Source organism: Photorhabdus tasmaniensis (assembly GCF_011189505.1).
Classification (GTDB): Bacteria; Pseudomonadota; Gammaproteobacteria; order Enterobacterales; family Enterobacteriaceae; genus Photorhabdus; species Photorhabdus tasmaniensis.
In genome coordinates, this window is sequence record NZ_PUJU01000023.1 from 44,207 (window position 1) to 59,115 (window position 14,909).

Annotated in this window: 11 protein-coding genes; 3 read left to right on the forward strand and 8 right to left on the reverse strand. The window is 38.5% G+C overall.

The window, feature by feature from the left end; genetic code table 11:
- Window positions 1-6: 6 nt before the first annotated feature.
- The 3 genes from C5471_RS12470 to C5471_RS12480 all read left to right on the forward strand — a co-directional run bounded on the left by C5471_RS12470 (window position 7) and on the right by C5471_RS12480 (window position 3,697).
- Window positions 7-765 (forward strand): FCD domain-containing protein, encoded by a 759-nt coding sequence (locus C5471_RS12470; RefSeq protein WP_133814399.1) that lies wholly within the window; start codon window positions 7-9, stop codon window positions 763-765.
- Between the two features lie 88 nt (window positions 766-853).
- Window positions 854-2,041 carry a mannonate dehydratase gene (uxuA, locus tag C5471_RS12475; protein WP_133814400.1) on the forward strand — a complete coding sequence of 396 codons (1,188 nt, stop codon included), beginning with the start codon at window positions 854-856 and terminating at the stop codon, window positions 2,039-2,041.
- 633 nt (window positions 2,042-2,674) lie between these two features.
- Window positions 2,675-3,697: a hypothetical protein gene (locus tag C5471_RS12480; RefSeq protein ID WP_133814401.1), complete on the forward strand. Its 1,023-nt coding sequence runs from the start codon at window positions 2,675-2,677 to the stop codon at window positions 3,695-3,697.
- 481 nt (window positions 3,698-4,178) lie between these two features.
- Here C5471_RS12480 and C5471_RS12485 read toward each other — a convergent pair whose 3' ends face one another.
- From C5471_RS12485 to C5471_RS12520, 8 genes are all read right to left on the reverse strand, one after another.
- Window positions 4,179-5,774, reverse strand: coding sequence for a serine hydrolase domain-containing protein (locus C5471_RS12485; RefSeq protein WP_133814402.1), 1,596 nt, complete (start codon window positions 5,772-5,774; stop codon window positions 4,179-4,181).
- A 172-nt stretch (window positions 5,775-5,946) separates the two neighbouring features.
- A complete protein-coding gene (locus tag C5471_RS12490; RefSeq protein ID WP_133814403.1) occupies window positions 5,947-7,542 on the reverse strand; it encodes a serine hydrolase domain-containing protein in 1,596 nt (531 codons plus the stop codon).
- A 145-nt stretch (window positions 7,543-7,687) separates the two neighbouring features.
- Window positions 7,688-9,283 carry a serine hydrolase domain-containing protein gene (locus C5471_RS12495; protein ID WP_133814404.1) on the reverse strand — a complete coding sequence of 532 codons (1,596 nt, stop codon included), beginning with the start codon at window positions 9,281-9,283 and terminating at the stop codon, window positions 7,688-7,690.
- A 257-nt stretch (window positions 9,284-9,540) separates the two neighbouring features.
- Window positions 9,541-10,422, reverse strand: coding sequence for a DMT family transporter (locus tag C5471_RS12500; RefSeq protein ID WP_166295920.1), 882 nt, complete (start codon window positions 10,420-10,422; stop codon window positions 9,541-9,543).
- A gap of 333 nt (window positions 10,423-10,755) precedes the next feature.
- Window positions 10,756-11,619, reverse strand: a complete 864-nt coding sequence (locus C5471_RS12505; RefSeq protein WP_133814405.1) for a 2OG-Fe(II)-dependent halogenase WelO5 family protein — start codon at window positions 11,617-11,619, stop codon at window positions 10,756-10,758.
- Window positions 11,620-11,685: 66 nt separating this feature from the next.
- On the reverse strand, window positions 11,686-12,645 hold the full coding sequence (locus tag C5471_RS12510) for a fatty acid desaturase family protein (RefSeq protein ID WP_242688686.1): 960 nt from the start codon (window positions 12,643-12,645) through the stop codon (window positions 11,686-11,688).
- A 7-nt stretch (window positions 12,646-12,652) separates the two neighbouring features.
- Window positions 12,653-13,753: an amidinotransferase gene (locus tag C5471_RS12515; protein WP_133814406.1), complete on the reverse strand. Its 1,101-nt coding sequence runs from the start codon at window positions 13,751-13,753 to the stop codon at window positions 12,653-12,655.
- Window positions 13,754-14,462: 709 nt separating this feature from the next.
- Window positions 14,463-14,765, reverse strand: coding sequence for a Cro/Cl family transcriptional regulator (locus tag C5471_RS12520; RefSeq protein WP_207627318.1), 303 nt, complete (start codon window positions 14,763-14,765; stop codon window positions 14,463-14,465).
- Window positions 14,766-14,909 lie beyond the last annotated feature (144 nt).

Below are 14,909 nucleotides of genomic sequence, written 5' to 3' on the forward strand. Positions count from 1 at the left end.
GATGTGATGAAGCATTTACTTGAGCCCAAACGCCCTTACCAAGAAGTCGGCGTTTCATTAAGGCAGATGATTGCCAACCAGCAATATCGTATCGGAGATCGTTTACCACCGGAACGAGAACTTGCTGAATTATTAAGAGTTTCCAGAACCGTTGTGCGTGAAGCCTTAATCATGCTCGAACTGGAAAACCTAATTGAAGTTCGCAAAGGTTCTGGGGTTTATATTATCAACCTCCCTCACTTGCCGTCGTCTTCATGCTCAGTCAACGCGGCAGGGCCTTTTGAACTGCTACAGGCTCGCCAATTGCTGGAAAGTAATATTGCTGAATTTGCCGCCATGCAAGTTACACCAAACGACATTGCGAATATGCGCCGAGCACTGAAAAGAGAGTCGGAAGATTTGGCTTCCGGTGAAGATGAATCCGGTGACAGAGAATTCCATCTGGCAATTGCGGAAGCGACACATAACAGCATGTTAGTCGAACTACTTAAGCAATCCTGGGCATGGCGGGAAAATAATCCCATGTGGCTGAAACTCCACACCCGAATCACCGACAAAGATTACCGTAAAGAATGGTTGCATGATCATCAGATCATTTTGGCCGCCATGATCAAGAAAGATCCGGCGGCAGCCAAACAGGCAATGTGGCAACACCTGGAGAATGTGAAATTACGTTTGCTGGAATTGTCTGATATTGATGATCCCTATTTCGATGGTTATCTGTTTAATTCATATCCCGTTGAAATAGCAAAGAAGCGTAATTAATTCAGTACGATAATTTATAAATAAGTTTTTATATCCAGTTATTCTGGTGACTGTTTTTCATTCTGAATTTGTGCAAAGGTAAATAACAATGGAACAAACCTGGCGTTGGTTCGGCCCAAATGATCCTGTTTCCTTAGATGATATTTGTCAGGCTGGTGCAACGGGTATCGTCACCGCATTACACCATATTCCTAACGGGCAAGTTTGGCACAAAGATGAAATCCTGGCCCGTAAAACCCTAATCGAAAATAAAGGGCTTATCTGGTCGGTTGTTGAAAGTGTGCCTGTTCATGAAGAAATTAAAACTCAGACAGGTCACTATCAACAATGGATTGATAACTACAAAATTTCGCTGAAAAATCTGGCTGAATGCGGCATAGATACCATCTGTTATAACTTTATGCCAGTGCTGGACTGGACACGTACTGATCTTGAGTATCTACTCCCTAATGGCTCTAAAGCCCTGCGTTTTGATCAAATTGCCTTTGCCGCATTTGAGATCCATATCCTCAAACGCCCTGGCGCGAAAATTGATTATACGGTTGAAGAACAAGCTCAGGCAAAAATCTATTACGACAATATATCTGATGCTGATATTGATAAACTCACTGCTAATATCATTGCTGGCCTGCCGGGTGCCGAAGAGGGCTACACACTGGAAAAGTTTCAGGCGCAATTGGATCGCTACAAAGATATTAGCCGCGATAAACTGCGTGAGCATCTGGCTTATTTCCTACACCAGATTATTCCTGTGTGTGAAGAACAAGGTTTACGTCTGGCAATTCACCCGGATGATCCACCTCGCCCGATTCTGGGCTTACCCCGTATCATTTCCACCATTGAAGATATTGAATGGCTGACAACCATTGAACCCAGCCAGGCTAACGGCATCACGATGTGCACCGGCTCCTACGGCGTTCGTGGTGATAATGATCTGATTGAGATGATTCAGCGCTACGGCAACCGGATCTATTTTACTCACCTGCGTTCCACCCAACGGGAAGAAAACAGTAAAACTTTTCATGAAGCCGCTCATCTGGCAGGTGATGTAGATATGTATAGTGTAGTTATGGAAATCCTGCGTGAAGAATATCGCCGCAAAGCAGCCGGCGATAACCGTTTAATCCCAATGCGTCCTGATCACGGCCACCAAATAATTGATGACCTGAAAAAACAGACGAACCCCGGTTATTCCTGTATTGGCCGATTAAAAGGTCTGGCAGAATTTCGCGGGTTGGAATTAGGTTTAAAACGCGCATTTTTTGAGAGAAAATAATAAATACAAGTTACTTAATATATTTATTAGTAACCCTATAAAGGGTTGCTTTTTATATTTATCGACAGTGATATTACTATCAGGATATTGAAATAAAACTCTACTTTATTATTTTAATTAATCTGCTAATGGCAGGAAAATATTGGCGAATTCTCTGTTTTTCAATAAATAAGAATAAGTTTCGGTTTTGCATACTAACTGAATTTACTCGGGTAAATTATATAAATAGTTGTATTGAGGGCAATGGTAATATATACAAATAATATAGTGCCGGTTAGTTTTTATTTAACTGATTCGATAAGTTATTATATTTAATGAAGCTATTTGACACATTAAATAAACCCCACGAAATATATTTCATAACCACATGATTTTAATTTGTTTACAAATTTAATTTTTCGTATAATATTTCACCTTAACGATTGTAGTGTTAATTTAGGCTCGCGTAAAAGGAGGGTAGGGTATAGTGATATTTTATCGTTAAGTTTGTTTAATATTTCATGATGAAAAATTTGAAAAGAAATTATTATGTATTATTTTATTATTTCTGACGGAAAATACTAAGTTATATTGCTGGGATTATTAATCCAGTAATAAGTTATAATAATTTAATTTCTGAATTAAGAGGTATATATGTCTACAAAAAATATGAATACAACTGATCAAACAGTTGGTAAAGATTCAGTTGTTGTTGGGAATGCAGAAGCACCAGCAATATATGCTATAGCAATTGGTGCTTCACCACTAGTTTCTAAATCAATTAGTGAGGCCGCTATTGCTATTGGGCAAAATCAACTGGCGGGTAGAGAAAAGCATAAGAATGAGGATGATAAAGTCATATGGCCAATTGCGATTGGTGCTGATTCTGTATCCAGTGGTTCAGCGTCTATTGCCTTGGGGCAAAAGGTTGTTGCTAGTGCGGTTCAGGCAGTCGCAATTAGTCAAAACTCCACTGCAACAGGAAATGCGAGTGTTGCATTGGGATCAGACTCTATATCCAGCGGTTCGGCTGCTATTGCTCTGGGAAAAAAAGCTATTGCCAGGGGGAATCAGGCAGTAGCAATTAGTCAAAACTCCTCTGCAACAGGAAGTGCAAGTGTTGCATTAGGGGAAGGCTCTGTATCCAGCGGTTCGTCTTCTATTGCTCTGGGGCAAAAGGTTTCTGCCAGTGGGTCTCAGGCAATTGTGATTGGTCAAAACTCCTCTGTAACAGGAAGTCGGAGTATTATATTAGGATCAGACTCTAGATCCAACTCTTCGTCTGCTATTGTCGTGGGGCAAAAGGTTAGCGTTAGTGCACCTCAGGGAATTGCGATTGGCCAGAACGCCTCTGTAACAGCAAGTGGGAGCATTGCATTAGGTGCAAATTCTGTTGCCAGCAAATCGAATGTTATTTCTGTAGGAAAACCGGGTAATCAACGTAAGATTGTGAATGTTGCTGCCGGGGATATTTCCAAGAACAGTACGGAGGCGGTGAATGGTCAGCAATTATATGTTGAATTGACAAGAATGAGTGCATTGGATATAAAAAATAAGCAACTGGAAATGGATATTAAAAAGCTGGAGAATACTATAGATAATCTTACCCGTTCTATTACTAATCTTACTCTGTTGTGCCAGAAAAATGCAGATGAAGTTGATTTGTTGAAGAAATAAATTCTTAACACATTGGATGATTAATAATAAATGGATTCGGCTAAACTAATAAGTGCATTTTCATGAAGGGAGGTTAGTTGCTATTATCTTAGCATCTTTCCTTTTCCAAAGGAAAATGCACTGAAGTCCATCAACCATTATCAGAACGTTGAAACAAAATTAGGAAATAAATTTTGTGGTAAACCAATTGAATCATCGTCCGCGAAAAACCCGTGGAGGCAAAACACCGAATAAATTATTTAAGGGAATATGAGCATATTTACTTGCAGAATTACGATGTTGCACTTATTATGTGAATCTGCTAAAAATAGATAATAACGCAATTAAAGATATCAAAATCATATAATAAAGGCAGAACATGAGTATTACAATTCTGCCTGATGAAATACATTTGATAGAAAATATCTTTTGGTTCTAGATAAAATCACTCCCATCCAATCAGAGAAATGCTGTTCTCAATTCGTATTGGCAACCCTATCAATTAAACCCGGACAAACTCTATTTTCCAACAACGTATATCATTGACATAAAGACGAGGCGTATTCGTCTCAGGGTCCAGCTCAAAATCAATAATAAGTTCAGTACTAGGATAAAAATAACTATTCCCGTAAATTCGCCGTAAGGCTTCTTTTTTCCCGGGTAAGACAACCGCATCAATATAAAGCTTGTCACCCGAAGCTTCAATAGCAAATATCGCTTCTGTTTCGTGGCTATAATAACGCCCTGATATTAGCTGAATATCGATACCACCTTCATCGATCATCTTTTTCAAATAAAAAACATTCCCTTCTTCATCAATCTGCTCCAGTGCGATAACACGCTTATTTTCAATTACCGGTCTAAACCGGATTTGACTTCCCCTCTCGTGGAATGTCCCATCATGGCTAAAAATAATCGGGTTACCCTTTTCGAATAAATTACCTAATAAGTAGCAATCTTCCTTAGTAATAATATAGGGATAAGGATCTGCCCCTTTGAACATACCAGTGATATCAAGATTATTGGTCTGGCAATCCGGTTTTTCTGGCTCAGTCATGTCAGTATTAAATAATACATCAAGACATCGATCAATAAATTCAACAACATTAATACCTGTTGCAACAGTAATAACAATACCTAATTTGGCATCAGGTAAAATACAAACTTCGGCTTTAAAGCCAGCATAGGAACCATCATGTCGTATTATCTTTTGTCCTTCACGTTGGCTAATAAAAAAACCGTAAGCATAATTATTACGATTACCATTGGTCAAATCTGGCATACGGGATAATTGAGGCAACAAATCCTGCACAATGGATGGCGAATAAAATGCTTTGATCCAGCGACACAAATCATTCACCGTAGAACGAAGCCCTGCACTACCCACTGTTGAATCGTTATGATCATCTCTTATCCACCGCTTCAAATTCTCTTTATAGGAATAGCCTATCGCCCGGTCAGAGATAATCTCGGTGACATCATCATAGAAAGAAGTATTATTCATCTTTAATGGGATAAAAATATTTTCCTTTGCATATTCTCTCAACGATTTACCCGAAACCACTTTAACTATTTCAGCCAGTAAATTATAGCCGGTGTTGCTATAAACATGGCGTTCCCCCGGAGTGAAATTAAGTGCTTGTTGCCGTTGAATCAGTTTTCTCAACAAATCTATATTGCGGTGATCAAAATTTGAATTTTTGCCTGCCAAGCTATAGGGGACATATTTATCCCGTAACCCACTAGTATGGTGAATAAGATGCGCAATGGTAATGTCAGAGAAATCGGCGGGGACATAATCCACATATTTTTCGACCTTATCATTGACGTTGAGCTTTTTTTCTCTTTCCAGCAGAGCAATGCAAAAAGCAGTAAATTGTTTTGAAATACTTGCTAAATAGAATTTAGTATTAGGGTGTATAGGAACAGCGTGTTCAATGCTGGCTTGCCCAATATAACGATTATAAATGGTCTCATTTCCATAAGTAACAGCAACTGCGAGGGCACCGCCATCTTTTTTATTTTCAATATCAACCAGTTTTTCTATTTCCTTGAGAAAAAATTTAATATTATCGGTAGATATCGTGGCTTCCATCATGAATTTCCTTATTTAAAATTATACCTTGGATTCACATACTACGTATGCACACAAGTACTGGCAGAATATGATCATTCTGCCAGGGATGAAGTTCATCTACCTTTTAGAAACAAACAAAATCCCTCCCATCCTGCTAAAGAAATGCTATTCTCAATTCGTATTTGCAACTACATCAGTAAACTGAGACGAACTTCACCCTCCAACAACGTGAGTCACTGATATAGAGATTAGGCTTATTCGTTTCAGGATCCAATGCAAAATCGATAATAAGCTCAGTGCTTGGTGAGAAATAACTATCCTTGTAAATACGCCGTAAAACTTCTTTTTTTCCAAGATAGACAATACCCTCAATATAAATCCCATTACCAGAAGCTACGACAGTCAGAGTCGCTTCTGTTTCATGGCTATAATAGAGACCTAATAACTGCTTAATATCGATACCACATTCATCAATCTTCTTATGTAAATAAAAAATATTTCCATTTTTGTCAATCTCTTCCAGTGCTATTACACGGCCATGTTTAATGATAGGCCTGAGTCGGATTTTACCTCCCTCTTCCTGAAATGTGCCATCAGGGTTAAAGATAATCGGATTGCCTTTTTCGAATAAATTCCCTAATAAATAGCAATCTTCCTTGGTAATAATATAAGGATAAGGAGCCATCCCTCGGAAAATACCAGTGATATCGATATGACTAGTTCGGCAATGCGGTTTTTTTGGCTCAATCCTGTCAGTGTTAAACAACACATCAAGCCCCTGACCAATCAATTTAGTGACACCAATACTTGTTGCAGCGGTAATAGCGACACCTAACTTGATATCAGGCAAAATGCAAACATCGGATTTAAAGCCACCATAAGTGCCATCGTGCCGTATCATCTTTTGTCCTTCATGCTCACTGATAAAAAAACCATAAGCATAATCATTACGATCGCCATTCGTTAAATCTGGCGTACGAGATAAATAAGGCAACAAATCCTGTACAATAGATGGCGAATAAAATGCTCTTATCCAGCGACACAAATCATTTACCGTAGAATGAAGCCCTGCACTCCCTACCACCGCATCGTTAAGATCATCTCTTTTCCATCGGTTCAAATTCTTATCATAAGCGTAGCCTATTGCTCGATCAAAGATAATCTCGGTTATATCATCATAGAAAAAAGTATCTTTCATCTTTAATGGGGCAAAAACATTTTCTTCTGCATATTCTCTCAGTGATTTACCTGAAACCACTCTGACTATTTCCGCCAGTAGATTATAGCCGGTGTTGCTATATAGATGGTATTCCCCAGGAGTAAAATTAAGTGCTTGTTGCCGTTGAGCCAATTTTCTCACTAAATCAATATGGCGGTAGTCAAAATTTGAGTTTTTACCCGCCAAACTATAAAGCAAAAACTCATCCCGTAACCCACTGGTATGATGAATAAGATGCGCAATGGTAATATCAGAGAAACAGGCAGGAAAATAATCCAAATATTGTCTGACTTTATCATTAACGCAGAGTTTTCCTTCTTTTTCCAACAAGGCAATGCAAAAAGCCGTAAATTGTTTTGAAACACTCGCCAAATAGAATTTAGTTCTGGGATGTACAGCAACCGCGTGTTCAATATTGGCTTTACCAATATAACGTTCATAAATAGTTTTATTTCCGTGGGTGACAACAACAGCAAGGGCCCCACCATTTTTCTTATCTTCAATATCAACCAGTTCGTTTATTTTATTGATAAACAACTTAATATTATTTGTAGATATATTCGATTCCATTATTAATTTCCTTACATTAAGGTTATACAAACAGGACATACAGATGCAGTCTAATAGATAATATCTTTAGGATCCCAATAGAATCCACGCCATAATGCCAGAAAAACGCTGTTCTCCATTCCTATTTTATTTTCAACAATGCCAATTAAACCGGAACAAACTCTATCTTCCAGCAACGTGAATTACTGATAAAAAGGTGAGGTTTATTCGTGTTAGAATCTAATTCAAAATCAATAACGAATTCAGTACGGGGAGAGAAATAACTATTCCCATAAACCCACTGTAAGACTTCTTTTTTTCCAGGATAGATAATTCCATCAATATAAATTTCGTCGCCAGAAGCTTCGATAGTAAGAGTCGCCTCTGTTTCGCGGCTATAATAGTTCCCTAATAACCGCTGAATATCGATACTATCTTCATCAATCTTCTTCTCTAAATAAAATGTATTTCTATCTTCATCAATCTGTTCCAGTGCTATCACACGATCATGTTTAATGATGGGTCTGAATCGGTCTTTACCTCCCTCCTCTTGGAATGTACCATCATGGTTAAAGATAATCGGGTTACCTTTTTTCAAAAAATCACCCAATAAATATGAATCTTCTTTGGTAATAATATAAGGATAGGGTTTCACCCCTCTAAAAATACCAGTGATATCAACATTACTGGTCCGGCAAGGCTGTTTTTCTGGTTTAGTACCGTCAGGATTAAACAATACATCAAGACATTGATCAACCAGTTTAACAACATCAATACTCGTTGCGGTAGTAATAGCAATACCCAATTTGGCATCAGGCAACATGTAAATATTAACTCTGAAACCAACGTAGTTACCACTATGTTGTATTATTTTATGTCCTTCACGTTGGTCAATAACAAAACCGTAAGCATAATTGCTAATATTGCCATTGGCTAAATGTGGCGTACGGGATAGCTGAGGCAGTAGATCCTGAATAATAGATGGTGAATAAAACGCTCTAATCCAACGACATAAATCATTCACCGTAGAATAAACTGCTCCTGCACCGGCCACTGAATCGTTGAGGTCATCTCTTATCCACTGGTTCGACTCCTCTTTATAAGCATAACCCATCGCCCGATCAAAGATAATCTCGGCAGCATCATCACAGATACTGGTATCCTTCATCTTTAATGGGGTAAAAACATTTTCTTCGGCATATTCTCTCAGTGATTTACCTGAAACCACTTTGACTATTTCCCCCAGCAGATTATAGCCAGTGTTGCAATACAGATGGTATTCCCCCGGCGTAAAGTTAAGTACTTGTTGCCGTTGAATTAGCTTTCTCGCTAAATCAATACTCCGGTGGTCAAAATTTGCATTTTTACCCGCCAAATTATAAAGCAAAAGCTCATCCCGTAATCCACTGATATGATGGATAAGCTGTGCAATGGTAATGTCAGAAAAATCTGTAGGTAAATAATCCAAATATTGTCTGACCTTATCATTGACGCAGAGCTTTCCCTCTTTTTCCAACAACGCAATACAAAAAGCCGTAAATTGTTTTGAAGCGCTTGCCAAATAAAATTTAGTTCCGGAATGTGCAGCGACTGCATGTTCAAGATCAGCTTGCCCAATATAGCGCTGATAAATGGTTTCATTTTCGTGGGTAACCGCAACCGCGAGAGAACCACCCTTTTTTTTATTTTCAATATCAACCAGTTCGTTTATTTTATTGAAAAATAACTTAATATTATCTGTAGACATAGTCGGTTTCATCATTAATCTCCTTATTTTAAGGTTATAAAAACAGAGCATATATATACAGTCTGTTAGATTACGCATGAGGGCAATACTGTAAGACGGAAATAGTCAATATCCAAGTGATAACTATTATCATTTAATATCTAAGGAGCAATACAAAGTGACTGCGGGCACTCATCCAGATCAGTGAACTCATACTGGCAATTATTTTAGAACTAATAATGGCATCAAGGAAAAGACTATTGCCGGGCTAATTGCGACCCGGCGACACAGCTTTATTTAGTGGAAAGAGATATTTTATTGGTGCGGAAAACCAATACAAGTCCTGACAAAATAGCAGCCATACCCAGTAGACTTAGAACCGGCAACGAATTCCCCAAAAATAAATAATCCATTACGGCAGTAACACCAGGAACAAGATAAAATAAACTTGTTACATTCACCAAATTACCACTCTGAATAAGCCGGTAAAGTAATAGTTGAGCGACAACGGAAATCACTAACCCAAGCCATAATAATGAAATAATAAAGCCAGGCACCAGTTGAAATTCAAAAGGCTGGAAAGGAACAAACAGCAAGCAAAGCAGTAAGCTAACACTATATTGCAAAGGTAAAACCGCAGAAGGAGCTTGATGAATTCGTTTCTGTAAAATCGCACCGGTGCTCATACAAGCTAATGCCGCCAGCGCAAAAGTCATACCCGCAAAAGAAAACCGGGATAGCACCAGGCTTTGATACACCACTAATATCAACCCCAGTAACGCTAATAATAAACCCGCTAAACGTACGACCGAAAAACGACGCTCGATCACTAACAATGTGATAATCGGTTGAATTCCCATTACTGTCGCCAGAACGCCAGGCGTGATCCCGTTATCTAAAGCAAAAAAGTAACAAATAGAATAGCCACCAATTAACAAAATACCGGTACCGGCTATCTGTTTGCGTGTGCCGTGTACAGGCAGATAATGGCTATTACGCCTGAATAATAATCCCAGAAATAACAAAAAAATAAGCGCAATCGCAAAACGCATTGTGAGAATGGCAAACGCGGTACTGTGATCAAGTCCCCACCGCGAAAAAATCGCACCACTGCTCCACAATAAGACAAACAGCAAAGTTGAGCCATAAGAGATCCATTGAGCTTTAGAAATCATAAGAATTCACACCTGTCTCACATTTAACGTACCCAAGCCAACGCAGCCAGCCAAATCTGGCAATACATTGAATGTAGACCATCTCTCAAAGACGATCATATTATACAGTTATGGATAATAACGGAGGTGGTGGAGAAGCAGGAGGAAAAATGAAGGTAAAACGCATGCACACATCCGCTTCGGCTAATACTAACCTGCCAAGTGCAATCAGTGTGCATACGAGTAACAGCATAGTTTACATCTTCTAACATTTACATTAGTCATTTTTAAATATAGATGCATATTCCGTTATAGTCAAATATCTGTGAACAATTTTCAACATCATGAACACGTCTATGTCCACCAAATAAGATCACCATTTTGCAGTAATCCCATAAAGCAGGTCACCAATAAACGCCGTTCTGGTGAAGAGATAGTCTTACCATTTAGTACCGCATGGACTAAATTCCCATTTAGCAATACCAAATCTCCCGCCTCGATATTAATCACCATACTGGCATGATCTTCCAATAATTCAGATGGGTATGGGAAACCACTGTAGGTTAAACCAAGGACACTGCGTGATTGGTCATCAGGTTGAATGTTCCATACTTTTAATTGTCCGCCATTTTGAGGAACATCAGCGTAAAAATTTACCGCCATGACACGATTAATTTGTTGGATCTCAAAATCACTCTGACGCGGATCACTCAACTGTGCAAGATCATCATGAGGTAATAAAAGGAATTCGCCGAAATTATTCCAATACACAATTTTTGCATTTCCCGCAGCAACACCATGATACATGGCAGGACGTATTACCTGTAAGTTATTACCACTAAAATGAGTGATTTGCTCAATGAAATGATCCATTGGATTGATCGTATCTTGAAACATCTCATTAATTGCCGGGCGGAAATTTTCTGCTTCTTCTATATATTGACGGGTATCTTTTTCAATATGAGATGCTCCAATAAAATACCCTTCAACGCCATCAATACCTTCGCCGTAACGAGGAGTTCGTGCTGGAGAACGCCAAAAATTCTCAATTATTCTCTTTCTGTGTTCTGGCGGAAGAAAATGACGAACCCGACAAGCAGCAAGGTGACCATTCAAAAGGCCAGAAACCGCATGTATTGATATATTGTTTGATGTTTCGTATACAATAAATTCTGATTCTGCCAGCTTTATACCTCTAATGCCGGATCCTTCTTGCATAATAACAGACCTCCCCAACAGTAAATTCTTCGGGCTATCTATCAAACCTGTCGTGATTAATTGGGATTATTTTTCCTTTATAGATCTATGCAGCAGAGATCTACGCCTATGTAAAAAACCTAATATCGCAGGTACTGGACTAACAATCCTCTTCTGCGCAGCGAGCTGGGTTGAATACTTCTTGCGTAAATCAGGTAACAATTTCCAGTGAGTGCCACCTGAGATATGATGTTCTTGATGATAGCCATCATTAAACATGAATAAATTATAGATGCGGCCATAATAGCTCACTGAGTTTGCAAATCTGCTCTCCGGTTGTGCCCCGTAATGTTCGTAGTAGTTTTGAATATTAACCAGAACAAAAGCAAAATAGAGAGAAGGTAAATAACAAAATAAAGCCCATTCCCAGGACAGAGTGAATAAGATAATCATCCACACCGCCTGGAACAATCTATCTAACCTTAATTGCCATAACTCTTTAATTTTATTGGTTCTGGCACTCGAAAGGAGTTTTTCATACCCTTTATCAGCTTTACTAAGTGGTTTGTGCCAGATAAATAGAGACCAGCACATACGAACAAAACTGTTATAAAAGGTCGATGCTGCGCCAAGAACAGCATAGTTCCAAAGAGTACTATGTTCCCCGATTTCTTCTCCATTTATAAAGGTAGAAGAGGTATCCTGGGGCCCACCTTCACCGACTCCCCGATCGTTATTATATTTGTGGTGATTACGAACATGGGACAGGTGATAAGCCTGTACAGACTGCCCAATATTCATTGAATTCAGTATCGACACAAACATATTCATCACACGAGAAACAAACCAGGGAGTATGGGTGAAAAAATGCGATATCACTATTATGTTGTAAATTGTCATCAATGTAAGAAACACAATATTGACTAACCACCCCATAATAGTGAAATGATCCCAATACATGACCAGTGTAACCGTGGCTATCGTTTGCAGAATGCTGAATATGAACATGACTGCATCCCAAGCGGAATATTTCCAGATAGCCATCATTACTCTCCTAATCAAGATAAGACTGTAAACTTCCGCGCCGTCTTACATCCACTGTTGCACAATGGAAGGAGCCACCGAAGGAGTTAAAGTTTCTGAAATTACATGGAATCGGCGTAAAGCCCCAACGTTTCATCGCCGCGATCATGGGTTCATCCTGCTTTTCAACAATTACCCGCTTCTCATCCAGCATCAGAATATTCATGTTGATCCATTTACTGGTCATATACAGCGGATGATTGTCAGGAATAATCGGTTCAGGCGCATGCAGCACATCCCATCCCTTAAACAGTTCAGGAACTTTTAACACCTTTTTCGGGTTAATTAATAGTTTCCCAGGTGCCATAGGAACAAATGTGGCATCAATATGCATAGGACTATCATCATTAAATTCAAAAACATGAATACGATAATCATCACCTAAATGACGACGAAGCCACTCGATACCAAATTCATTCGTGACATGGCTTTTTTGCGCAATAATATCGCGCCCACACCGGATAAAATCCGCAGCATCAAATGTCGGTTCAAACTCAGTCACAGCAAGAGGAACACGATCCTTGCCATTAGGTTGATCCCATTCGAAATTATATTGTTCATCGATCAACTGTGGCTTTGGCCCAGAGCTCCATTTCGCGCCCTGTTTAAAGTAATCTTTAAGTAAAGTCTTATATGCCGCCGTTTCAAAATAACGGGAGCGCCACGCCAGCGGACATTCAATAATATCATCACCAATAACCAACAATACATCACGGGGCATTGCACAATATAGCCCTGTGCTGCTCCAGCCCGGTGCACCAAACACCAGAGATTGATCCTGAGGTTCTGGCCGACGTACGGTTACCCCTTCGCTTTCAAGAATATGAACAAACTCTTCTAATTCCCTGGAAGCCGCTTCAATTTGCTGTTGTGGAAATGACCGGCCAGCATGGCGTTGAAAAGTAGCAACTTGATTTTCTGGTAGTACAGACTCCAGAGACATATGCCAGGAAGGGAATCTGGCACCATCAACAACACCGACGATCACCTCTTCAAGAGGATCCCATTCGTTAAAGGAATTAACTGGGGAAGAAATTTCACTATCACGATCTATTAAATTTGAATCAAGCATGTCGTCTCCTGATATTTGAATACTATGTCGCCTTAAAACTGTAACAACTGTATTAATTGCGACCCTATCGCCATCAATGGTGACTTCGCAGAAAGCATTCAGTTTGAATATGAGGTAATGATTAATATGATGGCTCTACGCATCCCTACAGTTTGAAAAATTAAATGACTATGATTTTTTCAGGCTTAATAAACTCAAAAATAAATTATAATGCTTTTATTAAAAACGGTAATACACAGTTAAAAGCTTTATTTTTCCATCATGAAATATTAAATCACTGTAATCATCTATGATAAAAACATTATAATTCTATCGTGCTTTTACAAAGCTAAAATGATGCCATAAATTCACCTACCAACAATAATATATAGACATTGAGATTTGTAAAGGCATTAGATTTAAGCTCTGTGAAATAGAGCACATGTTATTGCTTGCTACATTATTATTTACTTATAAAATATTACCATGGGTAAATAAAATAGGGTTTATTTATGAGATATTGTTGTTTTATTTTACAATAATTAATCCGAATAGAAAAAGGCAGAGCGATAATATTATCATTCTGCCTTTGACTAAGTGCATTTAGTAGAAAATATACTTATGATTTAAATAAAGCCAGCTCTATCTGATTATATCTTCAAAACCAAATTAAATTATTCTACAGAATCTGTGATTCCACGCACTCATTCAGAGATCTAATAAATACTTATTAAATCTCTACACCTACTATATATTTCAGCTTCATCAGCTTACTTTTTGCAATTTTTACTTTCACATCTAATTTTTCATGAAGAACACGTAAAAGAGACAGATAGAGCAGCACAACCTTCTCTTTATCTTTTTCACCATCAACCAGTAATAGATGGAAATCTTCAACCACGCCTAAAATATTCAGACTAACGATAACTGAACTGGGTGACAGAATATCAATCCAGACCTTCTCTACTTTACCTACTTTCAGTTCATCATCTACAAGTAATTCTTCATGTAACAGAATATCTTTCTTAATCATGATATAAACTCCGAAATTTAATGTAACTAATTGATAAATAACTTATATCATTCCAGAATACAGACAATAAGCTATTCACTTTTGCAACATAAGATTGTGACCATTTTCACTAGAAAATAAGTGCCCATCAGGAATTTATCCAGC